At 70.5% G+C, this 24,365-nt stretch carries 27 protein-coding genes; 8 read left to right on the top strand and 19 right to left on the bottom strand.

The window, feature by feature from the left end; genetic code table 11:
• Positions 1 to 32: 32 nt before the first annotated feature.
• Both N5096_RS08730 and N5096_RS08725 read left to right on the top strand, forming a co-directional pair.
• Positions 33 to 404 (top strand): DUF555 domain-containing protein, encoded by a 372-nt coding sequence (locus N5096_RS08730; RefSeq protein WP_267664022.1) that lies wholly within the window; start codon positions 33 to 35, stop codon positions 402 to 404.
• 91 nt (positions 405 to 495) lie between these two features.
• The gene (locus N5096_RS08725; protein ID WP_267664021.1) at positions 496 to 1,035 is read left to right on the top strand and encodes a CBS domain-containing protein; all 540 of its coding nucleotides are present in this window, start codon (positions 496 to 498) and stop codon (positions 1,033 to 1,035) included.
• Positions 1,036 to 1,136: 101 nt separating this feature from the next.
• On the opposite strand, the gene N5096_RS08720 is transcribed toward N5096_RS08725, so the two are convergent.
• Complete coding sequence (locus tag N5096_RS08720; RefSeq protein ID WP_267664020.1) at positions 1,137 to 1,355, bottom strand: hypothetical protein; 219 nt, start codon at positions 1,353 to 1,355, stop codon at positions 1,137 to 1,139.
• Positions 1,352 to 1,477 carry a hypothetical protein gene (locus tag N5096_RS08715; protein WP_267664018.1) on the bottom strand — a complete coding sequence of 42 codons (126 nt, stop codon included), beginning with the start codon at positions 1,475 to 1,477 and terminating at the stop codon, positions 1,352 to 1,354. Before N5096_RS08715 ends, N5096_RS08720 begins: the two co-directional genes overlap by 4 nt.
• 216 nt (positions 1,478 to 1,693) lie before the next feature.
• Here N5096_RS08715 and N5096_RS08710 point away from each other — a divergent pair, with 216 nt between their 5' ends.
• From N5096_RS08710 to N5096_RS08700, 3 genes are all read left to right on the top strand, one after another.
• Complete coding sequence (locus tag N5096_RS08710) at positions 1,694 to 1,999, top strand: DUF8134 family protein (RefSeq protein ID WP_267664016.1); 306 nt, start codon at positions 1,694 to 1,696, stop codon at positions 1,997 to 1,999.
• A gap of 92 nt (positions 2,000 to 2,091) precedes the next feature.
• Complete coding sequence (locus N5096_RS08705) at positions 2,092 to 3,861, top strand: nitrite/sulfite reductase (protein ID WP_267664014.1); 1,770 nt, start codon at positions 2,092 to 2,094, stop codon at positions 3,859 to 3,861.
• A 1-nt stretch (position 3,862) separates the two neighbouring features.
• A complete protein-coding gene (locus N5096_RS08700) occupies positions 3,863 to 4,162 on the top strand; it encodes a DUF6360 family protein (RefSeq protein ID WP_267664013.1) in 300 nt (99 codons plus the stop codon).
• Between the two features lie 582 nt (positions 4,163 to 4,744).
• On the opposite strand, the gene purM is transcribed toward N5096_RS08700, so the two are convergent.
• The 3 genes from purM to N5096_RS08685 all read right to left on the bottom strand — a co-directional run bounded on the left by purM (position 4,745) and on the right by N5096_RS08685 (position 8,349).
• Positions 4,745 to 5,779, bottom strand: a complete 1,035-nt coding sequence (gene purM / locus N5096_RS08695) for a phosphoribosylformylglycinamidine cyclo-ligase (protein WP_267664011.1) — start codon at positions 5,777 to 5,779, stop codon at positions 4,745 to 4,747.
• 103 nt (positions 5,780 to 5,882) lie between these two features.
• Positions 5,883 to 6,551 (bottom strand): metalloprotease, encoded by a 669-nt coding sequence (locus tag N5096_RS08690; protein WP_267664009.1) that lies wholly within the window; start codon positions 6,549 to 6,551, stop codon positions 5,883 to 5,885.
• A gap of 25 nt (positions 6,552 to 6,576) precedes the next feature.
• Entirely contained in the window at positions 6,577 to 8,349 is a 1,773-nt protein-coding gene (locus N5096_RS08685) for a TraB/GumN family protein (RefSeq protein WP_267664007.1), read from the bottom strand.
• 109 nt (positions 8,350 to 8,458) lie between these two features.
• Here N5096_RS08685 and N5096_RS08680 point away from each other — a divergent pair, with 109 nt between their 5' ends.
• The 3 genes from N5096_RS08680 to N5096_RS08670 all read left to right on the top strand — a co-directional run bounded on the left by N5096_RS08680 (position 8,459) and on the right by N5096_RS08670 (position 10,250).
• Positions 8,459 to 9,154 (top strand): ArsR/SmtB family transcription factor, encoded by a 696-nt coding sequence (locus N5096_RS08680; RefSeq protein WP_267664006.1) that lies wholly within the window; start codon positions 8,459 to 8,461, stop codon positions 9,152 to 9,154.
• Positions 9,155 to 9,224: 70 nt separating this feature from the next.
• Positions 9,225 to 9,677 carry a bifunctional nuclease family protein gene (locus N5096_RS08675; protein ID WP_267664004.1) on the top strand — a complete coding sequence of 151 codons (453 nt, stop codon included), beginning with the start codon at positions 9,225 to 9,227 and terminating at the stop codon, positions 9,675 to 9,677.
• Positions 9,678 to 9,767: 90 nt separating this feature from the next.
• Positions 9,768 to 10,250: an acyl-CoA thioesterase gene (locus tag N5096_RS08670; protein ID WP_267664002.1), complete on the top strand. Its 483-nt coding sequence runs from the start codon at positions 9,768 to 9,770 to the stop codon at positions 10,248 to 10,250.
• Positions 10,251 to 10,261: 11 nt separating this feature from the next.
• Here N5096_RS08670 and N5096_RS08665 read toward each other — a convergent pair whose 3' ends face one another.
• The 14 genes from N5096_RS08665 to glpA form a co-directional block, all read right to left on the bottom strand.
• Complete coding sequence (locus N5096_RS08665) at positions 10,262 to 10,810, bottom strand: GIY-YIG nuclease family protein (protein WP_267664000.1); 549 nt, start codon at positions 10,808 to 10,810, stop codon at positions 10,262 to 10,264.
• Complete coding sequence (locus N5096_RS08660; protein ID WP_267663998.1) at positions 10,807 to 11,241, bottom strand: thioredoxin domain-containing protein; 435 nt, start codon at positions 11,239 to 11,241, stop codon at positions 10,807 to 10,809. Before N5096_RS08660 ends, N5096_RS08665 begins: the two co-directional genes overlap by 4 nt.
• Positions 11,242 to 11,336: 95 nt before the next feature.
• Positions 11,337 to 11,621 (bottom strand): DUF7545 family protein, encoded by a 285-nt coding sequence (locus N5096_RS08655; protein WP_267663997.1) that lies wholly within the window; start codon positions 11,619 to 11,621, stop codon positions 11,337 to 11,339.
• Between the two features lie 87 nt (positions 11,622 to 11,708).
• Positions 11,709 to 12,785: a metal ABC transporter permease gene (locus N5096_RS08650; RefSeq protein WP_267663996.1), complete on the bottom strand. Its 1,077-nt coding sequence runs from the start codon at positions 12,783 to 12,785 to the stop codon at positions 11,709 to 11,711.
• On the bottom strand, positions 12,785 to 13,525 hold the full coding sequence (locus N5096_RS08645; protein ID WP_267663994.1) for a metal ABC transporter ATP-binding protein: 741 nt from the start codon (positions 13,523 to 13,525) through the stop codon (positions 12,785 to 12,787). Before N5096_RS08645 ends, N5096_RS08650 begins: the two co-directional genes overlap by 1 nt.
• 109 nt (positions 13,526 to 13,634) lie before the next feature.
• Entirely contained in the window at positions 13,635 to 14,654 is a 1,020-nt protein-coding gene (locus N5096_RS08640; protein ID WP_267663993.1) for a metal ABC transporter solute-binding protein, Zn/Mn family, read from the bottom strand.
• A 138-nt stretch (positions 14,655 to 14,792) separates the two neighbouring features.
• Positions 14,793 to 15,299: a YbaK/EbsC family protein gene (locus tag N5096_RS08635; RefSeq protein ID WP_267663992.1), complete on the bottom strand. Its 507-nt coding sequence runs from the start codon at positions 15,297 to 15,299 to the stop codon at positions 14,793 to 14,795.
• An 84-nt stretch (positions 15,300 to 15,383) separates the two neighbouring features.
• Positions 15,384 to 16,109, bottom strand: a complete 726-nt coding sequence (locus N5096_RS08630) for a ribosome assembly factor SBDS (RefSeq protein WP_267663991.1) — start codon at positions 16,107 to 16,109, stop codon at positions 15,384 to 15,386.
• 286 nt (positions 16,110 to 16,395) lie between these two features.
• Positions 16,396 to 16,596 carry a DUF7576 family protein gene (locus N5096_RS08625; RefSeq protein ID WP_267663990.1) on the bottom strand — a complete coding sequence of 67 codons (201 nt, stop codon included), beginning with the start codon at positions 16,594 to 16,596 and terminating at the stop codon, positions 16,396 to 16,398.
• Positions 16,597 to 16,677: 81 nt separating this feature from the next.
• Complete coding sequence (locus N5096_RS08620) at positions 16,678 to 18,123, bottom strand: CRTAC1 family protein (RefSeq protein WP_267663989.1); 1,446 nt, start codon at positions 18,121 to 18,123, stop codon at positions 16,678 to 16,680.
• Positions 18,124 to 18,233: 110 nt separating this feature from the next.
• Entirely contained in the window at positions 18,234 to 19,211 is a 978-nt protein-coding gene (locus tag N5096_RS08615) for a hypothetical protein (RefSeq protein ID WP_267663988.1), read from the bottom strand.
• Between the two features lie 109 nt (positions 19,212 to 19,320).
• A complete protein-coding gene (locus tag N5096_RS08610) occupies positions 19,321 to 20,844 on the bottom strand; it encodes an anaerobic glycerol-3-phosphate dehydrogenase subunit C (RefSeq protein WP_267663987.1) in 1,524 nt (507 codons plus the stop codon).
• Positions 20,841 to 22,220, bottom strand: coding sequence for a glycerol-3-phosphate dehydrogenase subunit GlpB (gene glpB / locus N5096_RS08605; protein WP_267664049.1), 1,380 nt, complete (start codon positions 22,218 to 22,220; stop codon positions 20,841 to 20,843). Before glpB ends, N5096_RS08610 begins: the two co-directional genes overlap by 4 nt.
• Positions 22,207 to 24,048: an anaerobic glycerol-3-phosphate dehydrogenase subunit GlpA gene (glpA, locus tag N5096_RS08600; protein WP_267663986.1), complete on the bottom strand. Its 1,842-nt coding sequence runs from the start codon at positions 24,046 to 24,048 to the stop codon at positions 22,207 to 22,209. The genes glpB and glpA overlap by 14 nt, the downstream gene beginning before the upstream one ends.
• Positions 24,049 to 24,365 lie beyond the last annotated feature (317 nt).

Raw genomic sequence — 24,365 nt, 5'->3', positions numbered from 1 at the left:
GAAAGGAGACCCTGCGGTCCCTCGACTCGGGTATGAGCAACTACGAAGTCGCGATGGAAGCCGCCTGGTTGGTCCGCGACGTCGAGGAGACCGACGACGCCATCGGCGTCGCGGTCAGCGAAGCCGGCAAGCGACTCAACGAGACGGACAAGCAGTACGTCGAGGTCGAGCCCGGCCTCACCGGCTGTCCGGCCTGCGGCGAGCCGTTCGACGCCGCGTTCCTCGCGGCGAACACGGCCCTGGTCGGCCTCCTCCTGGAGATCGACATCTTCAACGCCGACAGCGAGGAGCACGCCGAGCGGATCGCGAAGAGCGAGGTCGGCGGCGCGCTGCGAGACGTCCCCCTCGAGGTCATCGAGATCGCCGAGACGGAGGGCGACGAGGACGACGACGGCGACGAGTAGGCTCTCCGCCTCCTCCCGCACTCGCGGCGACGGTCGGGGCGATATCGGTCGCCGTCGAAACCTTTTCTAATAACCCGGAGTTATTCGACGTATGGAACTCCCGACGCCACAGGACCTCCGCGAGCGGCGGACGACGCTGGAGCTGACTCAGAGCGAGCTGGCGGACGCGGCGGACGTCTCCCAGCCCCTGATCGCCCGGATCGAGGGCGGCGACGTCGACCCGCGGCTCTCGACGCTCCGGCGGATCGTCAACGCGCTCCAGGAGGCGGAAGGCGAGGTCGTGCGGGCGACCGACCTGATGAACGAGACGGTGATCAGCGTCGCGCCCGACGACGCGGTGCGCGAGGCGGTCGACCTGATGGAAGGAGAGGCGTACTCGCAGCTTCCGGTGCTCCAGAACGGCGTGCCCGTCGGCTCGATCAGCCAGGGTGACGTGGTTCACGCGGGCGAGAACGTCGGCGATCACCCGGTCAGCGAGGTGATGAGCGAGTCGTTCCCCACGGTCGCGACGAGCGCGACCGTCGACGAGGCCCGGAACCTGCTGGACCACTACAAGGCCGTGATGGTCACCGAGGGCGGCGAGACGGTCGGGATCCTCACCGAGGCTGACATCGCCGCGCACCTGTCGTAGACCCCTTCCGCAGCGTACTCGTCGAGACCGACGCCGCGCCGCGCGCGCCCTGGCGTGCGGGATCGGCCGACGTGCGGGGCCGATCGGCGTGCGACGGTGAGCTACCCCTCTCGTTGCTCTGAGAGCCGTTCCCAGATTTCGGTACAGCCGACGCCGTCCTCGATGTCGTCGAGGTGTCCCGTGTCCTCGTCGGGCTCGGGGCCGGAGCCCGCCTCGTCGTCCGCGTCAGGCTGGAGACCGGCATCCGCTTCGTCGTCCGCGTCGGCCTCGGCGTCTCCTCGCTCGTCGTTCCGCGTCTCGGGGTCACGGCGCTCGGTCATCGTCGCTCGGCCGTGCGCGCGAAGAGCTCGGGCGCCACGTCCGCGGAGGCGTGCTGTCGGTACTCGTCGTCGGTCAAGCCGACGGGTCGATCGCCGGTGGAGTCGGGAACCGAATCGGTCATCACACGGGTGTAAGCGGGCACGAGCCATAAGCATCGGTACACCTGTAAATCGGACCACCGCTCTCGGATACCGGATTTTGTGTCCGATAGTTCGGATGCTAATTTTACGGGAGAGGTCGGTGCAGTCGGGCGGGTTTCCGATCTCGCGGCGTCACCGACACGGTCGCCGATTGCGACCACCGTCACCCATTGGGTCGTCGCGGGCGAACGACGGCCGTGACCACTCGATTGCGCGTCCTCGACGACGGGGCGTGGATATCCGTCGACGACAGCCGGGAAGTGCGTGTGAGCGAACTGTGGCGGCTCGACGCGCCCGGTTTCTGCGCCTGCGATCTGGTCGATCTGGTCGTCGAGAACTTCCAAGAGGTCGGCGTCGACGGCGCGGGCGTGGAGGCCCGCGTCTACGGCCAGTGTATCGCGTGCGGGGCGACGGGGACGACCGGATGGGTCCCGATCGGGCGGGTACGCGGGGGCGAGTTCACCGAAATCGACCGCTCCGCGGTCCGCCGCGTGGGGCCCTGAGGAAAGCGGCAACATATGCTTCATCGGTGGGGCACCGGGGAACGTTGACCCGACGCGGTCGCCTATGTGGGTGTCCGGTGTAGGCGGGATCGATGCCAACAGACGTCGAAAACTGGAAGTCGGAGGCGTACGGGAACGAGGTCCGTGACCGCCTGTTCGAGTTCGCTGAGGAGGGGTACGAGTCGATCCCGGACGACGAGCGGGACGCGTGGTTCGAGCGCTTCAAGTGGTGGGGCCTCTACCACCAGCGGAACGGGCAGGAGGGGTACTTCATGATGCGGATCGGGACCCCGAACGGGGTGCTCGAACCCGGACAGCTCCGGACCGTCGGCGAGATCGCCGACGAGTACGCCCGCGGGCCCGGGACGAACCCGGTCTTCGGCGACGCCTACGCCGACTTCACCACCCGACAGTCGATCCAGCTCCACTGGATCGAGCTGTCGGACGTGCCGGCGATCTTCGAGAAGCTGGAGGAAAACGGCCTCTCCACCCAGCAGGCCTGCGGCGACTCCTGGCGGAATATCGTCGGGAACCCGGTCGCGGGCAAGGACGGGCAGGAAGTGATCGACGCGTGGCCCGTCATCGCCGAGCTCAACGAGACGTTCAAGGGGAACGACGACCACGCGAACCTCCCGCGGAAGTGGAAGGTCTCCGTGACCGGTTCCGCCGACGGTTCCGGGCAGGGCGACATCAACGACCTCGCGTTCGAGCCCGCGTACAAGACGGTCGGCGGGGCGGGCGACGGCGACGAGACCGAGGACGTCGTCGGCTTCAACGTCCGCGTCGGCGGCGGGCTCGCGCGTAACGAGCCGCGGCTCGCCCGCGACATCGACGTCTGGGTGCCGCCGGAGCGCGTTTCTGACGTCGCCGGCGGGCTCTCCGCGCTGTTCCGCGACAACGGCGACCGCGAGGACCGGTACAACGCCCGCGTGAAGTTCCTCGTCGACGAGTGGGGCGCGGACGAAGTCCGCGAGACGCTACAGGAGGAGTACGTCGACTTCGAACTTGAGACCGCCGGGCGCGACGTTCGCGAGGAGTACAGCTACAACGCCGGCGAGGGCGAGCGCAACGACCTGATCGGTGTCCACGGCCAGAAGGACGGGACGAATTTCGTCGGGCTGAACGTACTCGTCGGGCGGATGGGCGCCGCCGACGTCCTCAATCTGGCCGACCTCGCCGAGGAGTACGGCTCCGGCGAGGTGCGGCTCTCGCAGCGCCAGAACGTCATCGTCACCGACGTGCCGGACGACGCCATCGACGAGTTCCTCGACGAGCCCCTCCTAGACCACTACTCGCCGTCCCCCTCGCCGTTCATGCGCGGCTCGGTCGCGTGTACCGGCACCGAGTTCTGCTCGCTGTCGATCGTCGAGACGAAGAACCGGCAGGTCCGGTTCGCCCGCTGGCTGAAGGCCAACGTCGACCTCCCGGACGACGTCGACGAGTTCCACATCCACCTCTCCGGCTGTACGGCCTCCTGCGCGCAGCCGCAGATCGCCGACGTGAGCCTGCGCGGGATGAAGACCCGCAAGGACGGGGACCCCGTCGAGGCGCTCGACGTCGGCCTCGGCGGCGGGCTCGGCGAGGACCCGCAGTTCGCTCGGTGGGTCACCCAGCGCGTGCCCGTCGACGAGGTGCCGGGCGCGATCGCGAACCTGGTCGAGAGCTTCGCCGCCGAGCGCGACGAGGACGAGTCGTTCCGCGCGTTCGTCGCCGGCCACGACGACGACGAGCTGGACGCGTTCGTCGACCCGGAGGAGACCGACTACGAGGACCCGATGATGCACAACACGAAGCGCACCTGGTACCCGTACGCCGAGAACGACTCGATGGAGGACGCGCCCTCGACGCCGGCGGACGACTGAGATGTCCGACCGACTGCTCCGCGTGAACGCCTATACGACGCTCGATCTCGTCGACGGCCGCGCCCGCGGCCACGAGTTCGAGGCCGACGCGCCCGGTGTCGTGAACGTCACCGCGCCCCGCGAGGACCCCGAGCAGGTCACGCTGGAAGTCGAACTCGACAACACGGCGATCGACGACCTCCCCGCCCACGCCGACGAGATCGACCTCTCGCCCGCGCAAGCGAGAACGCTGGCCGAGGCGCTGGAGTCGACGGCGGACCGCGTCGAAGCCGCGCAGAACGGCGACGACGACTCTTTATAAATAAACGAGGCGGTGCGGTGGCGCGTGCCGACGAGCGCCCGACAGGGCGCGAGTCGCACGCGCGAGGTCGCCGGCGCTACGCGCCGGCTGCCAGAGGGACCGGAGGTCCCTCGCTGGACGCGGCGACCGCTGACAAGCGCGAGCCGCGAGGCTGGGGAGGTATGAGGTGCCGTGCGGTGCTGTGCGGGATGGGACTCAAAGGGGCAGTCGCGAGGACGAAGCATGGCGATGCAAGCACCGTAGCGAAGGAGCGTTAGCGACTGAGCGAGGAGCACAGCGAGCCGCGCGAGTCCTCGCGGCTGGGGCTTTGAAGCTGTTCACCGTCGATCCGGCGTCAACTACTTATAAATAAACGGCTGGGGCTTTGGAGGTGTTCGCTGCCGATCTGCTATCAACCATTTATAAATGAGCGAATGAGAATCCGAAACAGTTCACCGCGCGAGCAACGATTTATGAGTGAACGCGCGGAGCCTCTCCAGAGGACGCCCCCACGACAGCAGCCATTTATAAATGAACGACGACGATGTCGACAGCAACCGGATCCGCGCCGACAGCAGCCGGCTCCCCACCGACAGCGACCATTTATATGTCTAATCCGCGGATCGCGACGCTCCCCTCGTCGCCCTCACTCTCCTCGACACGCCCGATCACACGACCCTCGGTCTCGTCGGCTAGCGACTCGGCGTCGGCGGCGTCGAGCGCGGCCACGAAGCCGGTGCCCATGTTGAACGTCCGGTGCATCTCCTCGTCGGAGACGCGCCCCTCGGACTGCACGAACTCGAAGACGGGCTGCGGGTCGTACGCGTCCTCGATCGCGTAGTGGTGATCCCCGAGCCGCGTCAGGTTCGTCCAGCCGCCGCCCGTCACGTGGGCCGCGCCGCGGACGCCGTGTGCGCGCATCGGGTCGAGCAGGTCGGTGTATATCCGAGTCGGCTCCAAGAGGGCCTCGCCGAGCGTCTCGTACCCCTCGAACGGGCAGGGATCGGTGTAGGCGTGGTCGCGCGTGACGGCCTCCCGCGCCAGCGTGAGCCCGTTCGAGTGGATTCCGGAGGAGCGCCAGCCGACGAGGGCGTCGCCCGGCCGGGCCGCGCCGTCGAACACCGCATCCTTGGCGGCGAGCCCGGCGCAGGTGCCCGCGAGGTCGAGCCCGCGGACCACCTCGGGCATCACGGCCGTCTCGCCGCCGACGAGCTCCATGTCGGCGAGCTCGGCGCCGCGCGAGAGCCCGTCGCCCACCTGTTCGGCGAACCGCTCGTCCGGCTCGTCGACGGCGAGGTAGTCGACGAACGCGACGGGGCGGACGCCGGCGGCGACGAGGTCGTTGACGTTCATCGCGATGCAGTCGATGCCGACCGTCGAGTAGTCGCCGAGCGCCTCGGCGACGAGGAGCTTCGTCCCCACGCCGTCGGTCGCGAGCGCGAGGTACCGGTCGCCGATGTCGAGGAGGCCGGCGTAGTCGCCCTCGGCCTCGCCGACCGCGCCGATCAGCGCCGCGGTCGCCGCCTCGCTCGCGTCGATGTCGACGCCGGCGTCGGCGTAGGTGAGCTCCTCGTCGCCCTCGCTCGGTTCTCCCCCCTCGCTCGCGTGTCCACCGTCTCCGCCGTCGCCCTCGGTCATGTGTGTCGAGGGACGCCCGCGGAGCAAAAGCGCACCGTTCCCGTCGGGCGGGCGAGCCGTCGGTGGCGAGCGAGCGGCCGGTGACGGGCCGCCGCCGACCGCCTCAGAACGGCCCGCCGAAGCCGAGCCCGAGGACGAACACGAGCCCGACGGTGAGCGCGGCGGAGACGAGGAAGAAGCCGGCCCACGCCGCCTTGCTCCAGTCGAGCACGGTCTTCCCGTCGAGGGGGCCGTACGGGATCAGGTTGAAGGCGGCGAGGAAGACGTTGATCGCGATCCCGCGGGAGCCGATGAGGGTGATCACCGGGCTCCCGACGACCGGGCCGAGCAGGAGCGCCGGCAGGAAGACGAGCGTGAGCAGGAGGTTGACGACCGGGCCCGCGAGCGCGATGTGACCGTGCTCCCTCGGGGTCAGCCGGCCGCGGTGGTGGACCGCGCCGGGCGCGGCGAAGATGAACCCCAGAAGCGAGCTCATCACGGCTAAGAACAGCATGCTGTTGTCGGCCCGGAACTCGGCGACCTGGTCGTAGTGGACCGCGACGACCTTGTGGGCGATCTCGTGGAGGAGGAACGCGACCCCGGCGGTGAGCAGGCCGACGAGCAGCGGCGGGAGGACGCCCGCCGCGAGCAGCCGGTCGAAGCCGGCGGTGCCGTTGACGAAAAAGAGGGTGAACGCGACGCCGAGCGCGAGCCACGCGACGAGCAGGTCCCGCAGCTCCGTGCCGCTGAAGTAGAGCCCGGCGATCCGGCGGCCTCCGAGGGCCGAGCTCATGCTCGCCCCCCGAGCGTGAGTCGGGTCACGCCCCACCCCCGCCCGCGAGAGCGCCTCGAATCAGCTCCGCGCCGGTCCTCGCGCCCTCGACCATGAGCCGTCCCACCTCGTCGACGCCGCCCACGTCGCCGAACATCGCCGGGATCACGTAGACCGCGAACAGGAAGCTCGCGACGATGCTCCCGATGTTCGTCATCGCGACGACGACGATGAGCTTGAAGAGGGGGACGTCCAGCATCCGGGAGACCAGACCGGACGGGGACAGCGTCTCGTCGGAGAGCAGCTCGTTGAGCGTGCCGATGTCGCCGACGTTCACCGTGAGGTGGCGGAGCTCGACGTAGCCGGTGAACCAGCCGGGCGCGAGCACGGGGTTGATCGACGTCATCCACGCGACCGCGCCGCCGACGCCGGCCGAGCTCCACCGCGCGCCAGCGAGCTTCGCGAAGCCGAACGCGAACACCCCGTTGATGAGGAACCACGCGCCGAACAGCCGGAAGAGGAAGGCGTTCTCGACGCCCGCCAGCGCCAAGAGGACGAAGAAGCCAACGAAGCCGACGGTGATCGCGTAGCCGATCGCCTTCTTCCACGGCAGCCTGCTCCCGCCCCGCTCGCGGCCGACCAAGCCCTCCATCGGGGGGAGCGTTTCGGGGTTCGCGAGGTATCCCTCGATCCCCGCCCGGTGGCCCGCGCCGACGACGGCGACGACGTCCTTGCCGGCGTCCCGGAGGGCGACGAGCCGGTGAGCGATAAAGGCGTCCCGCTCGTCGATGAGCGCCTCGGCGCCGCCCGGGGAGAACTGGCGGAACTCCTCCATCATCATCGTCACCACGTCGGTGTCGGTGAGCTCCTCGACGCCGAGCTCCTCGATGCCGCCGTGGTCCGGCTCCTCGCCACGGTCGGTCAGGCCGAGCAGCGCCGCCACGACCGCGCCGAGCGTCAGCCCGAGCGAGACCCCGAGGGCGAGGCTACCGATCGCCGTCACGGCGAAGCCGCCGAGGTACGTCGAGACGAGCCCGTTCGCGACCCCGGAGGCCGCCGCGGCGATCCCGGCGGCCACGCCGAGCCCGCTCGCCGCGTAAAGCCGGCCGTCCGGCGACAGCGCGGCCTTGCCGACCTGATCGACGGCGACGCCGACGGCGACGGCGACGAGCACGCCGCCGGTCACGCTCGTCAGGAGCGCGTTCGTGACCCCGAGGGCGCCGCCGAATAGGCCGATCGCCGGGCCCGCGAGGATCCCGACGAACAGCCCCGCGAGCACGCCGACGATCCGGGAGTCGGTGACGCCGAACGCGAGCCCGCCGACCATCCGGAGCTTCTCCGTGAGAGTCATCCGGGCCCAGAAGCGCTGGATCGTCGTCTGGATGTCCCGATCCACGAGGGCCACGTCGACGCCGAGCCCCTCGGCGACGTCGATGGCCGCGCGCATGTCCGCGCCCGGCTCGATGTCGAAGCGCTCGCCGAGCTGGGTCTGGACGTACGAGAGCATCCAGTAGGCGAGGAACTGGAAGACCGTGTTCCCGCGCAGGAGGTCGCCCGCGTCGAGGTCGTCGGGGGTCTCGCCCTGGAGCTGGCGGTACCGGCCCTCGTCGAGCTCGACGGCGACGACATCCGGCCGCTCCCGCTCGATGGTCTCCTCGACTTCGTCGACCGAGCGCTCGGAGACGTGCGCGGTGCCGACGACGGCCACGGAGCCGGCCTCGGCGGCGCGGTCGGGAGGGTCCGCCGCGGACGCCGCCCCGGAGTCGCTCGCCGTCGGAGGCGCGGACGCGCCGTCGGAGCCCCCTGGCGTCTCTGTCATTGCCCGGACGTACCCCCTCGCCGCGTTTAGGGTTTGTGAGTCGGTATCGAGCCGTCGAGGCCGTCGCCGATCCAACAAATTTGTATCCGCACGGCGCAGAATCCCGCTCATGTCGCGGCTGTTGCCCTCCCTCCCCGACGCGACCCCCGACGACAGGGACCCGCGGGTCGTGGGCGTCGACGACGAGGACGCGGACGAGCTCATCGCCGCGCTCGGCTCCGAGACCGCCCGCGAGATACTCAGTCGCCTCCACGACGAGCCGGCGACGAAGTCGGAGCTCGCGGGTGCGGTCGACACCTCACTCCAGAACGTGCAGTACCACCTCGCGAAGCTCGACGGGGCCGACCTCGTCGACGTCGTCGACACGACCTACTCCGAGAAGGGCCGCGAGATGGACGTGTACGCGGCCGCCGACGAGCCCCTCGTGCTGTTCGCCGGGGGCAGCGAGGAGTCGGCCGGGATCAAGAGCGCGCTGATGCGGCTGCTCGGCGGGTACGGGCTCATCGGGATGGCGGCCGTCGTCGCCCAGCGCCTCCTCGCGGTGGCGGGGCCGACGGCCCGCGTGACGACCACGACCGGGGGCGGAGACGCGGGGGGCGCGACCGAGGACGCGGCCGACGGCGGGGGGACCGAGACCGCCGCCGACGGCGGCGATACGGCGGTCGACGGGACAGTCGAGTACGTCGTCGACCCGGTCGCCGAGTACGCCGTCTCCGCGCTCGAACCCGGCGTCGTCTTCTTCGTCGGCGCGGCGCTCGTGTTCACGGTCGCGTGGGCGTACTGGTACCGGGGCGCCGGCCGGTGAGCGCTCGACTCGCGCCGGGAGCCGCCCCCGCATGGGACAGCTATTCATGCCGCCGCCGCCACGATCCGTTATGGAACACGAAGCCGAGGTCGTCGGAGTCGGAGCGGGCTCCGCGCCGGGCGGCGACGTGCCCGCTGTCATCCTCTCCGTCCGCGACGAGTACGTCCCGATCTTCGTCAGCGCCGACCAGGCGCAGTCGATCGGGATGGCGCTGGAGGGCGAGCCGTTCGACCGACCGCTGACGCACGACCTGCTCGTCGACATCCTCACCGAGTTCGGCGGGGCGATCGACCGCGTTCGCGTCGACGACCTCCGCGACGGCACCTTCTACGCGAAGGTCGACGCGGAGCGGTACGAGGACGGCGAGCCCGAGCAGTTCGTCTTCGACTCCCGTCCCTCCGACGCGCTCGCGCTCGCCGTGCGGATCGACTGCCCGGTCGTCGTCTCCGACGAGGTGATCGACGAGGCCGGGCGCTCCCCGGACTCCGTTCATTTCGACGACGGTCCCCCCGAGGGCTCCTGACAGGGCGGCGCTCTGGGCGTCAAGGCCGAGACGCCGCGGCCCGAACACCGAGAGCCTGAGGTTCAAGTCGCCCGCCCGTCCATCGGCGGTATGGACGAGACGGCAACCGTCGCGGAGTCGTACACGGAGATGACCGAGATGCTGCTCCCGAACGACACGAACAACCTCGGCCGGGCGCTCGGGGGCGCGGTCCTCCACTGGATGGACATCTGCGGCGCGATCGCCGGCATGCGCTTCGCGAACCGGCAGGTGGTCACCGCCTCGATGGACCACGTGGACTTCATCGCGCCCATCGAGACCGGCGAGGTCGCCGTGATCGAGGGGTACGTGTTCAGCGTCGGGCGCACGAGCCTCGACGTGAAGGTCGACGTGCGCGCGGAGAACCCGCGGACCAACGAGGAGCGCCGGACGACCACCTCCTACTTCACGTTCGTCGCGCTCGCCGAGGATGGCTCGCCGGCGACCGTCCCGGAGTTGACCTGTCCGACGCCGGAGGAGACGGCCCTGCGCGACGAGGCGATCGAGGGGCGACGCGAGCAGCTCACCGACATCGTCAAACGGTACGATTTATAACTAGACGAGCGCTACTCGCCGGTGACAACGTCGACGCGCGGGCCGGGCTCGGCCGCCCTGCTCGCGACCCCTCCCTCGCCGGACGTCGGGACCGCCGCCTCGTGCGCGTCCCTGACTCGCGCGGCGAACGCGTCAAGCGGTTCCCCGTCCCCGGCGGCGAGGTGGCTCTCACAGCCGCAGTCGGACGCGCCGAACCCGTCGACCGGGCCGGCCGGGAGGCGGTCGGCGACCGCGCACTCGACGTCGGCGCCGACGCTCCGGACGACGCGGTCGACTCGGGCGTCCGGGTGGCCGAGCAGGTGGTCGACGTGCCAGTGGCGGACGTCGTGCTCGCCCCGGGCGGTCCGGCGGTGACGGTCGACGCGCGAGAACCCGCCCGCGCCGAGCGCGCTGCCGGTGTACCCGTAGGCGCCCGCGTCGAAGCGACGTTCGCCGAGCGCGCCGACCTCGATGGTAGCGGGGGCCGCGAGCTCGACGAGGAGGGTGTAGGTGCCGCCGGCGGAGTCGCCGAGCGGCGCGTCGCTCTCGGGGTCGCTACCGCTGCTGCCGTGCCCGCTCACGACAGCGCCTCCGGCGGGTCGCTCGCGGCCGGCCGGAGCTCGTCGACGAGGTCGCGGGCGGGGTCTCTCAGCCGGTACGTCTCGTGGACGTCGTCCGGGTCGCGGCCGCGACCGGACAGCGTCCCGACGACGTCGGCGATCCGGTCGTAGTTGTCCCGGACGAGCCCGCCGACGATCCCGGGAGTGCCCGCGCGGTCGGCGAGCTCCTCGGCGGCCGATCGACCGGCGTACACGCGGCGCTCGCCGGGGTCGACGAACACCATCGCGAACGGGCGCGAGCCGAACTGCGCGTCCAGGAACGGCCCGACCGGCTCGGCCTCCCACGGCACCGCGACGACGCCCTCGAGCCGGCGGAGCGCGAGCGCTGCGACCGAGCAGTACGGACAGTCGCCGTCGAAGATCAGCACCGGCGCGTCCGAGTCGTGACTCATGGATAACGGTACGTCCCGCGGCGGCTTAAGCGGCCGGCCGACGCGGGAACCAGCGCACAAAGAGGCCGAAAATCGGCGAAAGGGGCGAGCGCGTCTCAGTGCGAGTGACCGAGCGCGTCCTCCAGCGACTGCCCGAACCGCTCCTCGAACAGCTCCGCGGCCGTGTCGTTCATCTCCGCGATGTCCTCGGGCACGTCGCCCTCGCTGTGGTGGACGATGACGTGCGCCTGCTGGGCCATCGCCTGCACCACGACGTCGCTGACGACGCGGGTACCCTGCTCGCCCTGCTCGCTGAGCACGTCGACGAGACCGGCGGGCAGTTCGAACGACTCCTCGTCACCGTCGGGACCGGTGATCGTGTAGGTTTCCGTTTCTCCCATACAGCCTACTCGCAGTCGGGACATAAGGGTCTGTGGAAAGCGCGCGCGATCGGTGTACACGCGGTCGGCTGAGGGCCGGTGAGGCGGTCACCCGTGCGCGGAGATCGCCTTCACCGAGAAGCCGGAGAAGGCGATGCTCGCGAGGTAGACGGCGATCGCAACGACGACGATCGAGCCGCCGGAGGGGAGGCCGAGCCCGATCGAGACGGCGAAGCCGCCGACCACCGACAGCTGGCCGAAGATCACGCCGAGGTACGTCGTCTCGCGGAAGCTCCGCGCGACCTGCGAGGCGGCCGCGACGGGGACGACGAGCATCGCGGCGACGAGGATGACGCCGAGCACCTGCATCGCGCCGACGACGACGACAGCGGTCATCACCACGAGCAGCGTGTTGTAGCCGGTGACGTTCAGCTGGGCGACCCGCGCCGCCTGCTCGTCGAAGGTGATGAAGAGGAGCTGTTTGTACGTCAGCGCCACGCCGGCGACGACGAGCAGGGAGAGCGCGCCCATCAGCCGCGCGCCCTCGGCGGTGACGACCGCGAGGTTGCCGAACAGGTACCCCTCGATGTTGATCGCCGTCAGCCCGCGCCCGTAGCTGACGATCAGGGTGCCGACCGCGAAGCTCCCGCTGAGCATGATCGCGATGGGGACGTCGCCGTATGCGTCGGTGCGCTCGGTGAGCCACTGGACCGCGAGCGCCCCCGCGATCGCGACGCCGAGCGCGACGAGCAGGAGCGAGCTGTCCCACCCGGTCGAGGCGTTGACGAGGATGCCGATGGCGACCCCCGCGAACGCCGTGTGCGCGAGCGTCTCGCCGATCAGCGCCATCTCCCGGTGGACGAGGAAGGAGCCGACGAGCGGCGCGACGACGCCGACGAGCACGCCGACCGCCATCGACTGCCACATGATCGGGTGGCGGAACACGTTCGTCCCGAAGGCGGCGTCCATGCCCAGGCCGAGCGCGCGGAACGCGGCGTACAGCTCGCTCGCGACCGGGAGGTCCTGCGCCCAGTAGAGGAGGAGGAAGCCGAGCATCCCGACTGCGACGGCGGCCGTGAGCCCGACTCCGGCGAGTTCGACGTTCCGGCGGAGCCCGCGGTCGGGTCTCGCGTCCGCGTTCGTGCCCGCGTCTCCCTCGCCGTCCGGCGTCGCGGTCTCGCTCATCAGTGGTGGTGGTGGACGACCTGGCCGGTCGCGCCGTACGCCTCCGAGAGGGCGTCGCTCTCGACGAACGACTCGGTGTCGCCGTGGTGGTACAGCTCGGTGTTGACACAGGCGATGCGGTTCGCGCGGTCGGTGACAACGCCGATGTCGTGCTCGATGAGGATGATGGTTATCCCGTCGTCGTTGAGGTCGTCGAGCAGCGCGTAGAACGCGTCGCGCGACTCGGCGTCGACACCCACGGTCGGCTCGTCGAGCGCGAGGAGGTCCGCGTCGCTCGCGAGCGCGCGGGCGATGTACGCGCGCTGCTTCTGCCCGCCGGACAGCTCCGTGACGAGCCGGTCGGCGAGATCGCCGATGCCGACCGTCTCGATCGCGTCGGCGACCGCGGCGCGGTCGGCGTCGGAGAGCCGCCCCCGGCCCGCGTGCGCGAACCGGCCCATGGTGACGCACTCGCGGACCGTGACGGGCATCGCCCCGCCGCGGCTCGTCGCCTGCTGGGAGACGTAGCCGATCCGGCCGCCGTCATCGAACTCGTCGACCGGGCGGCCGAACAGCTCGACGGAGCCCTCGTCGGGCTCGTGGAGCCCGAGCATGAGGTGGAGGAGCGTCGTCTTGCCGGAGCCGTTGGGGCCGACGAGCCCGAGGAAGTCGCCCGCCTCGACCGTCAGAGAGACGTCACTCACGGCGACGGTGTCGCCGTAGGCGAACGTCACGCGGTCGAGGCCGACGATTGCGGTCACTGCGTGTCCCGTCTCTGGGCGGGCCGAACGTTTAGCTCTTTTACTCCGCGTTCGCCGTCGCCGGCGTCCCCGAAACGGACCGCCACCGGCGACGCGTCCGAACGGCGACTCACCGTACCCCGAACGCCCGCTCGAAGGCGGGGACGTTGACCTCGGTCATCTGTTCGAGGTAGCCGTAGCCGGCGTCGTTCCACTCCTGGGTGGTCCCGCCGGCCGGGGTGACGGCCCTCGTCTCCGTCGCGTCGCTGTTCTCGACTATCGTCTCGGCGAGCGTCGTGGACTCAAACCGGTCGTAGAGCACGGTGTCGATCCCCTCGTCGTTCACCAGCTCGATGGTGTCGGCGATCTCGCTCTGACTCGGCTCGTTCTGCGGCGAGACGCCCACCGGCGAGTGGAGGCGGAACCCGTAGCGCGCCTCCAGGTACTGGAAGGAGTTGTGGCCCCCGATGACGGCCACGTCGCGGTCGGCGTCCTCGGCGACCGACTCGAAGGCGGAATCGACCGCGGCGAGCTGCTCGCCGTAGGCGGCCGCGTTGTCGGCGTAGGCGTCGGCGTTCTCGGGGTCCGCCTCGCCGAGCCCCGTCGCGATCGTCTCGACCATCCGCGCCGCGAGGACCGGGTCGACCCAGACGTGGGGGTCGTACTGGCGGTCGCCCCCGCTCGCTTCGTCTTCCGCCCCCTCGTCGTGTCCGCCTTCGGCTCCATCGCCCTCGTGCGAATGGTTCCAGTCGAGGAGATCGCCCTCGACGTCGGCGAGCGCGTCGATGACCGCCACGGAGTCGTAGTCGGCCCCCAGCGTCGCCGCGAGGTCCTGCGCCCACGCGAACTCGGGACTGTCGAGGTAGACGAACGCGTCCGTCGAGGCGACGTCCGCGGCGAGCGTCCCGTCCGGCGTCCAGCCGTGCCCGAGCCGCCCGACCTCGACGGGGTCCTCGAAGCTCGCGCGGTCGCCCGCGACCTCGTTCGTCCAGTCGGTGAGCGTGAAGAAGGCGGCGTACCCGCCGTCGAATCCGCCGGAGCCGCCGGAACCGACGTCCGCGCCGCCCGAACAGCCGGCGAGCGAGGTCGCCGCTCCGGCGGTCAGCAGGCCCGCCCCGCGCTTCAACACCGACCGACGTGAGTGACTCATACCGCTCTCTATCCACTCTTAATAGAAAAGTATTATGAAATAACAACCCTGAGTTAATAATACGGCGCCCGAGAGCGCGGTCCATTAACAACGCCCGCCGGGTCGTCGAGCGCCGTCGGCGGGCGCGCCGCCGAGCGTTCACTCCGTGAGGTCGACGGTCGTCGCCTCCGCGAGCGCCGCGAGCTCCTCCGGGTCGATCGCGAACACCGCGCTCGGCGTCCCGGCCGCGCCGTAGACGGTGTCGTACTCGGCCAGCGTCGGGTCGAAGACGGTCGGGAGCGCGGCGTCGTGACACAGCGGCGGCACACCGCCGATGCTCCAGCCGACGGCCTCGCGGATGCGCGCCGGGTCCGTCATCGTCGCCTCGGCCGCCCCGAAGTGAGCCGCGACCGCGTCCAAGTCGAGGCGGTTCGCGCCGCTGGTGATCGCGGCGACGAGGCGGTCCTCGTCGGTGGCGGTGGCGCCATCGACCCGGCCGCCCGAGAGCGACGCCACGATCGTGGAGGCGATCGCGGCGGTGTCACAGCCGACGGCGTCGGCCGCCGCGGCTGCCGTCTCCGTGCCGGCGTCGAACTCCAGCACGTCGAGGTCGACGCCGTACCGGTCCCGCGCCCGTGCCGCGAACTCCGCAGCGCGCTCGTGCATGGGGTCAAGAGGCTCACGGCGGAGTATGAAGCTCTCGGCCGCGGCACGTCTGGCGGTCGGAAAGAGCGCGGAGCCGCCGACGCCCTACCGCGTCCGCAATTCGTCCTTGTCCTTGACCACGCGGGCGTCGCCCTCGCCGGAGGTGACCTCGTTGACGAGGTCGTAGAGGTCGTTCTGGAGCCCGGCGGGGAACGTGAGCACCCCGACCCACGAGCCGTCGTTCTGCCACTCCTCGCGCTCCAGGTCGCCGAACTCGCGGATCTGCGCCTGTCCGGAGCCGGCGTAGTCCGCTGGGAGCTGCACCGCCATCGTCACCTCCTCGAACCGGATCGGGATGACCGGGCGGAGCGCCTCGAGCGCGTCGTCGACCTGGTTCTCGACCGGCTCCATCGGGTCGATCTGGAACCCCGCCTCCTCCAACGCGCGCTCGATCCGCTCTGGCGGGTGGGGAGAGTCGTCCATCTGCGGGTTCACGGCGTTGCGGGTGATGGTGGTGACGAGCTGGTTGTGCTTGCGCTCTTGCATCTCCTCGCGCTGCTCGGCGGTGATCTGGATCTCCCCGCGCTCGACGACATCGGGGATGATCGAGAGGGAGTCGGTCGTGTCGAACACGGTCTCGAGGTCCTCCTCCGCCGGGCGGTCGCCGCGCGAGGCGTTCTCGAACACGTCCTCGGCGGCGATCACGTCCTCCAACTCGCCGTCGAACTCCCCGCGTTTCATCGCGAGCGCCGCCTCCGGGTCGATGAGCACCTCGAACCGTTCGCCGTGCGACTCCAGTCGGGCCGTCACGGCCTCGTCGAGCGATATCATACCTGGAGGTACCACCCCCGTACTGAAAAAGCCTCCCGCGGCGGAGCCGGGGGGATTCGGAGACGCGGATTCCGTGCGAACGCGAGCGGGTCGACGCCGGCGCCGCTCTCGGGTTTCGTTCGAACCGAGCGGCCGTCGTTCACTGACGCTCAGACGGTTCTCGACGAGGCTAGCGACGCCCGAAGTTGGGACGCGAACGGCTGCGCGCAGCGGGCCCGTCCACTATTTAAAAGGCCCCGAGCCGATACCGTCGCCCTCGGGAGTTTGGTGAATCGCTCGTCTCGTCCTACGGCGGTTCCTCTGACCGGTCGTCCTCCCACTCGTCGCGACAGGACTCCGAGCAGAACTGCCGGTGCTCGACGTCGGTGCCCTCGACCCAGGTGACGGTTTGACGGTCGACGCCCAGCGCCGGCTCTCCGCAGGTCGCACAGCGCGGCGCGGACTCCTCGTCGACGTCCTCCTCGAGGTCGGAAGTCGGGTCTACCATACCCGTCCGTGCGTCCCCGGACACTTGAACCCGCGAAGGGCGGCAGTTCTGGCCGGCCGATCGAGGGACGGCGCCCGCGCCCTACCGCCCGAGCGACCGATCGCCTCGGGCCCCGCGGCTCTCGCTCGCGGCTGACCGGCGTTTCGAGGGATGCTCGACCGTTAACTCCGTGTCGAGCGCGGGGTTAGAGAGGACCCGCTCGCGGCCGTCTGGCCACCGGACGACGACCCGGCGCGGCGCCGCTCCGCCCAGCCCGAAGTGCGCGACCGGCTCCGTCTGACAGAGGCAGCCGCCACCGGCGTCGACGGTGCGGCGCTGGACCCCGGTCGTCGTCTCCAGCCTGACGACGGCGCCGCGGGCGGGCGCCCCGTGGCGGGTCGTCGGTCGGACGCGGAGCCACCCGGCGTCGGCGGCGCCCGGGACGTCGTAGGCCGCGATCGGCTGCGCGGCCACCTCGCCGTGGACGACGAGGAGCTCCAGGGCGCCGTCGCCGTCGAGGTCGGCCGCCACCGCGCCCGTCCCGAAGCCGTCCGGTTCGGCGGCGGGGCCGAGGTCGACGGGTCGCCAGTGGGGGGCGTCGTCGCCCGCGTCCGACCCGTCCCCGCCGATCCGCTCGTAGAGCCGGTTCGGTTCGCCCAGGACGTTATAAAACAGCTCTTCGCGGCCGTCGTTGTCGAAGTCGGCCGCGACGACGGTCCGGACGCGGTCGGGCTCCCGCAGAGCCGGCGGCGCGACGTCCTCGAAGCCGCCGGCCGAGGCGTGACGGAGGAGGCGGTTCGGGCCCTCCTCGTTGCCGACCGCGAACGCGAACGTCCCGCCCTCGTCGACGAGGGCCGCGCCGCGGGTACCGCCAGCGGGATCGGACAGTGCGCCCCCGCCGGTCGGGTCGTAGTGGCCGTTCTCGTTCCGGAACAGGCGGTTCGGGCCGCGCTCGACGCCGGCGAACAGGTCGCCCGCCCCCGAGCAGTGCGGGACGGCGAGTAGGGACCGGCAGCCGCCGTCGACCTCCAAGCCGACGGCGTCGGCCATATCGGTTATCTCGCCGTCGTCACCGAGTTCGTAGAACGCGAGGGGCGCGGCGTACCCGGAGACGGCGACCCCGTACCGCCCGGTCCCCAGTCGGTCGAGCGCGGCGACGGACCGGCCGGCGCGCACGTCGAGGCGGTCCGCGTTCACGTCGAGGGCGAACACGTCGGTCCAGCGGTAACCGTCCGATTCGAGCCGGTTTAAAAGGAGATCGGGGTCGCCCCCGCCGTCGACGCCCTTGGCGCAGTTGTGGACGTACACCTCCTCGCAGCCGTCGGCGTCGAGGTCAGCCGCGCACACGCCCATCCCGTGGCGAGTCCCGTCGGCGACGATCCCGCAGGCGGTGTCGACGAGTCGGTCGCCGTCTCGGGCGTACAGTCGGTTCGGTTCGCCGTAGCCGGCGACGAAGACGAGCGGCCCGTCTCGTCCCGGTGTCACCGCGACGCCGTACCCGCGCATCGGGTCGTCGGCGCCGGCGAGGTCGGACCGCTCCGTGAACATGCCAGCCTGTCACCGCTCGGGGAATATGAACTCACGGGTTGAGTTCACCGCATAGGAGATACATGCGGGTTCGCCGCGCGCCGTTCCCGACGCGTTTCGGTGACGCCGAGCTATAGGTTCCGCTCGATGTAGCGGTTCAGCTTGCGGAGGCGCGTCGCGTCGAACGTCCACGTGCCGCGCCAGACCCGCGGCTCGGTCTCGACGGCGAGGAGGCCGACTCCGCCCTCCACGCCGCGTTGGAGGCCGGAATCCGGGTCGTCTTCGACCGAGTGCGGTCCCTCCGGAGGTCGGTACACGACGAACCAGCTGTCGGTGAAATCGGGGCTGTCGCCGCCGTGAATCACCGCGTCGAGGCCGTGGGGCAGGTCGTCCGGCACGCCGTATAGGTGGGCGTCGACGCCGGCGTCGACCACGCTCTCGTACACGTCGCGTGTCCCGACCTCATCGTCGATCCGCGAGAGGCGCTGGAACGACGACCGAAGCGTCCCGTCGCCGGCCGTCCACGCCGCGCGCTCGATGAACCGGGAGATGGTGATGAGGAGGAGCTTCTCCCGGTTCGACTCCGGGTAGCCGCGGAGGGTGAACGTTGTGTCGTCGAGGCCGCGTATCACCGAGGGGAGGTCGACGTCTTCCAGCGTCCGGCTCCCGGTGACGTACAGGTCCGAGTTCACGAACAGCACCGCGTCGCCGAGGTCGTCGAGCGTCGAGCCGGCGACGACCTCGTCGCCCTCGACGAGCAGCGCGAGGTTCTCCACCTGCTCGGGGTCCTCGCCGTCGAACGGGACCGCGTCGTTCCGACGGAGCGCGTCGACATCGATCACCGGCCCCTCTCCGGCGGCCTCGGAGCGGATCGTCAGCCGTTCTGAGGAGATCCCCCGACCGCCGGTGATGCGGTCGGATCGAGCGCCGGCGCGACTCGACTCGGCGGCGCCCCCGTCGCTCGAGAGGGTCCCGTCCGTCACGTCCACGCCGCCCTCGCCGAAGGTGTCGGCGAGCATGTTGAGAACGGGGTCGGGGTCGGTGCGGTTGACGACCACGATGGATCGCTCGGGGCTGTCGAATTGGTCGAGGAGCTGTACGAGAGTCACGTGCTATGACTCTGAAACCCCGAAAAATAAACGTTCGTCCGTGGTTATCGCGTTTGAGAAACGGCGGGTGCGGGCGGGTATTTTCGGGGCGGTTCCGACCGCTGTCGACTCAGGCGCCGACGGTCTCTTCGAGCAGCTGGAGCGGGTGTTTGATCTCGTAGCCGGTGCCGTGTTCCATCTGCATCGCGCAGGTGGGGCACTCCGTCATCCCCACGTCGCCCTCGGCGTCCTCCATGTGCTCGAACATCTCCTCGCCGATCTCCATCGACTTCTCGTACTTCTCCTCTTTCCAGCCGTACGTGCCCGAGATGCCGGAACAGGAGTCGCCGACGTCCTCCATGGTGACGCCGTCGACGTCGCGGAAGGTCTCGACCGCCTGCCGGGAGAGCCCCTGATTCCGGGCGTGACACGGGGCGTGGTAGGCGAACGACTGCTCGTCGGCGAGCCGCGCGTCCGCGAGCTCTCCCTGCAAGTCCTCGTTGATCCGGAGGTACTCCAACGCCTCGTAGGTGTGTTCGGAGACGTCCTCGATCCCGTGGATGTCGAACAGCTCGGGGTACTCCTGCCGGAGCGACATCGAGCAGGAGGTACACGAGGCGATCACGTCGGCGCCCTCACCGATGGCCTCGATGAGGCTCTCGACGTTCGTCTCCGCGTGTCGGCGCGCGTCCTTCAACATCCCGTTCGCGAACATCGGCGTGCCGGAGCACTTCTGCGGGGGTACCATCACCTCGTAGCCGAAGTGCTCGTACACGCGAACCATCGCCTTGCCGACCTCCGGCGTGTTGTAGTTGGAGTAACAGCCGTGGAAGTACGCCACGCGCTTGTCCGGGTTCTCCACCTGCGCGCCGCCGCGGGCCTTCCACCACTCGCGGAACGTCTCCGTGGCGAACTCGGGGAAGTCGCGCTCCTTCGGGATGCCCATCGCCTTCTCCATCACCCACCGGACCGGCCCGAAGTTCATCGCGAACGAGGCGGTGCGCGGGAAGACGCTGGCCAGCCGGGCCGAGGTGTGGTAGTTCGCTAAGATCCGGTTGCGGACGTACTCGACGGAGAGCTTCTCCATCTGCGACTCGACGAACTGCCCGCGCGCCTCGTTGTGCATCTGCGAGAGCGGCACCGAAGAGGGGCAGGCGTCGTCACAGCGCATGCAGTTCGAACAGGAGGTGATCGACTCGTCGATGTCGTGGTCGTCCTTGCGCTTGAGCCGCCACTGCTCGGGACCCTGGAACTTCGGTCCCGGGAACTCGTCGTCGACCTCGGCGACCGGACAGGCGGTGTCACAGCTGGTGCATTTATAACAGGAGTCGGCCCCGTCCCTCAGGTCGAGGTCGCCGCCGGGGAACACGTCGACCGGGTCGTACGCGTCGGGGTCGAGCTCCGTCGACTCGGAGCCGCCGGTCGCGCTCTCGACGCCGCCGTCGGTGGCCGGCCGCTCCGCTGAGTCGCCGGCCGCGGGGCTCTCCCCGTGCCCGGTGGTCGCGTCCGCTTCCGGCGCCTCGCCGTCGTCGGGGACGGAGATCGACGGCTGCTCGTCGCGGCCCGCCGTCGGAACGCCGGGACTGGCCCGTCCCTCGCTCTCGTCGCTCTGTGCCCCCGTTCCGTCCGTCTCGTCGTCTGTGTCTCGTGTCATTGGGTCGCCTCCGTCGCCGCCTGCCGCCCGGCCACGATGCCGGTCGCGAGCGACACCCCGCTCGCGGACTTCTCCCGCGCCGCGTCCGCGCCGCCGACGACGCCGCCGGCCGCGAAGACGTTCGGGTACTGTGCCTCGCCGTCGCCGCCGACCGGGCGCGCGCGCTCGTCGGGGCGCACGCCGAACCGCGCGTACGGCTGGTCGCCGAACGCGTCGTCGACGAACCACTCGTAGCGGTCCGCGGGCTGCTCGACGTGGAGGTCGAAGACGGGCTCGCGGACGCCCTCGCGGTCCGAGTCGAGCCCCTTGCCGACGAGCCCGCCGGTCGCCAGCACGAACGCGTCGGCGCCGTACGGCGTCTCGCGGCCATTCCGGTCGACCGCGACCGTCTCGACCCGGCCGTCGGACTCGGTCTCGATCCCGACGACGGGGTTCCCGGTCTCGAACCGGACGCCCTCGGCGTCGAGCGCGTCGAAGAGCCGGTCTTCCAGTCGGAGCCCGGGGAGGCTCGGCGGCCCCATCGGGATCTCGAAGACGTCGGCGCCGAGCCGGTCGGCGAGCTCGGCGCGCACCTCGTCGCCGCGGTCGTCGCCGAGGAACGCCGGGAAGCCGACGCGCTCGACGCGGTCGACGCCGCCGGTCTCGTCGACGACGTCGTGGAGGTGCGGGGCGACCGCCTTCGCCAGGGCCTCGCGGGCGGGGGTGGCGTCGATCGCCTCGTCGTGGTCGAGCGCCTTCGCGAGCCGGGTGACCTTCGCGTCGGCCCGGAACGCCTCGGCGAACTCCACCTCCGCGCCGGCGACATCGAACGGGACGCCGGCGGCCTCCAGTCGGCCCGCGAACGCCCGCGCGTCGTACTCGGTGAGCGATCGAAACCCGACGATGAGGGCGGGCCGGTCGTCGCTGGCGAGCCCCGCCTCGGCGGCCGCCGGGTAGCGCGCGGTCGGCTTCACGCTCCCCCCGAAGGTCGGGACGAGGGCGTTCCGGTCGGTGTGGCTCCCCCGGTACGCGTCGCCCGCGAGCTCGTCGAACAGGTCCAGCCCCTCCCGGAGCGCGTCGCCGCCGACGATCCGGTACGGGTGCGTCTCGGGGAGTCGCTCTATCCCCTCGAAGGGGTCGGCGAGCGGGCCCTCCGGGTCGGGCCACTCGTCGCGGTCGAGCTCGCGGCCCGCGGTCGGCGGGCCGTCGCGGAGCGGCGTCGCGGGCTCCGTCGCCGGGACGTAGCCGAGCGCGTCGATCAGCCCGGAGGCCTGCCGGAGCGTGCTCGCCTTGTGGGAGACGAGCCGCACGTCGGCCCCCTCGCGGGACGCCGATATCGCCGCCGTGATCGCCGCCAGCCCGCCGCCGACGACGAGGACGTCGCTATCGATCGCCATCGATCCCTCCGTCTGCGGTCGCGTCGTCACCTGCGCGCCCCCCGTCGGTGGCCGCGTCGTCATCTGCGCGCCCCCCGTCGGTGGCCGCGTCGTCATCTGCGCGCCCCCCGTCAGCCGCCGCGGTCCCGGCGTCGCCCCCGTCGCCGGGGCCCGGGGCGCTCGCGCCCGCGTCGAACGCGCCGAAGTCGACCCCGTCGTCGAGGGTCGCCGGGTCGCCGTCGCGGTTCATCGTCGTCGCGTGGAGCATGTGGTTCAGCATCGCCTGCGAGAGCTGGCGGCCCCACAGCGCGTGTCGCTGGCCCTTCCAGCGCTCCTGGTACAGCTCGTCTTCCGCATCGCGGACGACGGGTTCGGGGTACTCCTGCGCCAGCTCCGCGGCGATCCGGTGAGTGCAGAATCCGCCCTGGCAGTTGCCCATCGAGGCGCGGGTGCGGAGTCGGACCGCGTTGAGGTCGCTGCCCGCGTCGCCGATGGCGTCCTGCACCTCGGCGCGCGTGACGCCCTCGCAGTTACAGACGACCGGGTTCGGGTCCTGCTCCGAGAGCACGTCGTCCGCGCGCGACCCGAGCCGCTGGCCGGACCGACGGGCCACCGGCGATCGGAGGCCGAAGTCGTCCATGAGCTCCTCCATCCGGGCCTCGCTCTCCGACCCCGGCAGCGGCGCGTCGGCGGTGTCGCAGGTCGCCTCGTGGCCGAGGAGGTCACAGACGTGGTCGGAGATGGACTCGGCCATCATCCGGTAGGTGGTGAGCTTCCCGCCGACGATAGTGGTCATCCCGGGGAGGTCGTCGCGCCCGCCGTGGTCGAGCAGGAAGTAGTCGCGGGTGATGTCCGTCGGGTCCTCGGTGCCGGTCCCCGGGGGCTCATAGAGGGGGCGGACGCCCCAGAACGACCGCAGCGTGCGGGCGTCCTTCAGCGCGGGCACGAGCTCCGAGAGCGTCTCGATCATCAGATCGACCTCCCAGTCCTCCTCGGGGTAGTCCTCGGGGTCGTCGACCTCCTCGTCGGTCGTGCCGAGGATGCAAGCCGTCTCGTGGGGCACGACGATGTCGGCGTCGCCCTTCGGCCGGCACCGGTTGACGACGGTGTCGACCTGCCGGGTGTTCATGACCGTCATCACGCCCTTCGAGGGGCGCACCTCCACGTCGACGCCGGCCATCTCGCCGACGTTGCCGGCCCACGCGCCGGTCGCGTTGACGACGTGACGCGCGCGGACCTCCTCCGTGGTACCGGGCTCGCGGTGGACCCGCTTGCCGGGGCCGGTCTCGTGTTCGATTTCGACGCCGACGACCTCGCCGTCCTCGACGAGCACGTCGGTCACCGGGGCGTGCGTCTCGACCCGCGCGCCGTGCTCGCGGGCGTCGGCCGCGTTGGAGACGCAGAGCCGGAAGGGGTCGACCGCGCCGTCCGGGAGCGCGATCGCCTTCTCGATGTCACGCGCGAGGTACGGCTCTCGGCGGCGGGCTTCCTCGGCGTCGAGCACCTCGACGGGGATGTCACACGCGCGGCACCCCTCCAGTTTCTCCTGGAAGTACTCCTCGGAGTCCTCGGGCCGCTTGACGAACATCCCGCCCGTCTCCTCGACGCAGTGGGCGGCGATGTCGCGGAGCACCCGGTTCTCCTCGATGCACTCCTTCGCGCTCTTCTGGTCGGAGACGGCGTACCGGCCCCCGCTGTGGAGGAGCCCGTGCATCCGTCCCGTCGTACCGTGCGTCAGGTTCCCCTTCTCGACGAGCACCGCGTCGAGCCCCCGTCGCGCGAGGTCCCTGACGACGCCGCAACCCGTCGACCCCCCGCCGACGACGACGACGTCAACCTGTTGGTCCATGCCCGAGGGCTTGGACCCTGTCCACTTTACTTTACCTCCTCCGCACGGGCTCTCATAACTATCAGGGACGTTCAAGTGGTGCAAGCGTTGGCGTGAGCGATTTGTTTATATGTGACCTTTTTGAATAGCGCTCAGAAGCGGATTTTAAGGGGTAGATTATTATGGTAGTACATTATGTTCACGAACGGCGTGGTAGCTTCCGTGAAGATATGCCGCGGTGACGGCGGCGGTGGCTCCCGAACGAGGGGTGTGCGGCCGGTACGCGGACCGGACGCGGTCTCTCGGGACGAGTCGCCGCGCGGAGCCGACTCCCGGCC

The organism is Halorubrum yunnanense, assembly GCF_026586675.1.
Taxonomy (GTDB): domain Archaea; phylum Halobacteriota; class Halobacteria; order Halobacteriales; family Haloferacaceae; genus Halorubrum; species Halorubrum yunnanense.
This window is presented reverse-complemented; position numbering and strand designations above follow the sequence as displayed.

Excerpts from the sequence above, each read along its gene's own strand:
- glpA (WP_267663986.1), bottom strand. The coding sequence starts at position 24,048 with ATGGACCAACAGGTTGACGTCGTCGTCGTCGGCGGGGGGTCGACGGGT.
- purM (WP_267664011.1), bottom strand. The coding sequence starts at position 5,779 with ATGACCGAGGGCGACGGCGGAGACGGTGGACACGCGAGCGAGGGGGGA.
- N5096_RS08685 (WP_267664007.1), bottom strand. The coding sequence starts at position 8,349 with ATGACAGAGACGCCAGGGGGCTCCGACGGCGCGTCCGCGCCTCCGACG.
- N5096_RS08670 (WP_267664002.1), top strand. The coding sequence starts at position 9,768 with ATGGACGAGACGGCAACCGTCGCGGAGTCGTACACGGAGATGACCGAG.
- N5096_RS08655 (WP_267663997.1), bottom strand. The coding sequence starts at position 11,621 with ATGGGAGAAACGGAAACCTACACGATCACCGGTCCCGACGGTGACGAG.
- N5096_RS08625 (WP_267663990.1), bottom strand. The coding sequence starts at position 16,596 with ATGGTAGACCCGACTTCCGACCTCGAGGAGGACGTCGACGAGGAGTCC.
- N5096_RS08680 (WP_267664006.1), top strand. The coding sequence starts at position 8,459 with ATGTCGCGGCTGTTGCCCTCCCTCCCCGACGCGACCCCCGACGACAGG.
- N5096_RS08620 (WP_267663989.1), bottom strand. The coding sequence starts at position 18,123 with ATGTTCACGGAGCGGTCCGACCTCGCCGGCGCCGACGACCCGATGCGC.
- N5096_RS08635 (WP_267663992.1), bottom strand. The coding sequence starts at position 15,299 with ATGCACGAGCGCGCTGCGGAGTTCGCGGCACGGGCGCGGGACCGGTAC.
- N5096_RS08725 (WP_267664021.1), top strand. The coding sequence starts at position 496 with ATGGAACTCCCGACGCCACAGGACCTCCGCGAGCGGCGGACGACGCTG.
- N5096_RS08610 (WP_267663987.1), bottom strand. The coding sequence starts at position 20,844 with ATGACACGAGACACAGACGACGAGACGGACGGAACGGGGGCACAGAGC.
- N5096_RS08630 (WP_267663991.1), bottom strand. The coding sequence starts at position 16,109 with ATGATATCGCTCGACGAGGCCGTGACGGCCCGACTGGAGTCGCACGGC.
- glpB (WP_267664049.1), bottom strand. The coding sequence starts at position 22,220 with ATGGCGATCGATAGCGACGTCCTCGTCGTCGGCGGCGGGCTGGCGGCG.
- N5096_RS08720 (WP_267664020.1), bottom strand. The coding sequence starts at position 1,355 with ATGACCGAGCGCCGTGACCCCGAGACGCGGAACGACGAGCGAGGAGAC.
- N5096_RS08700 (WP_267664013.1), top strand. The coding sequence starts at position 3,863 with ATGTCCGACCGACTGCTCCGCGTGAACGCCTATACGACGCTCGATCTC.
- N5096_RS08705 (WP_267664014.1), top strand. The coding sequence starts at position 2,092 with ATGCCAACAGACGTCGAAAACTGGAAGTCGGAGGCGTACGGGAACGAG.
- N5096_RS08640 (WP_267663993.1), bottom strand. The coding sequence starts at position 14,654 with ATGAGTCACTCACGTCGGTCGGTGTTGAAGCGCGGGGCGGGCCTGCTG.
- N5096_RS08730 (WP_267664022.1), top strand. The coding sequence starts at position 33 with ATGAGCAACTACGAAGTCGCGATGGAAGCCGCCTGGTTGGTCCGCGAC.
- N5096_RS08660 (WP_267663998.1), bottom strand. The coding sequence starts at position 11,241 with ATGAGTCACGACTCGGACGCGCCGGTGCTGATCTTCGACGGCGACTGT.
- N5096_RS08675 (WP_267664004.1), top strand. The coding sequence starts at position 9,225 with ATGGAACACGAAGCCGAGGTCGTCGGAGTCGGAGCGGGCTCCGCGCCG.
- N5096_RS08715 (WP_267664018.1), bottom strand. The coding sequence starts at position 1,477 with ATGACCGATTCGGTTCCCGACTCCACCGGCGATCGACCCGTCGGCTTG.
- N5096_RS08690 (WP_267664009.1), bottom strand. The coding sequence starts at position 6,551 with ATGAGCTCGGCCCTCGGAGGCCGCCGGATCGCCGGGCTCTACTTCAGC.
- N5096_RS08650 (WP_267663996.1), bottom strand. The coding sequence starts at position 12,785 with ATGAGCGAGACCGCGACGCCGGACGGCGAGGGAGACGCGGGCACGAAC.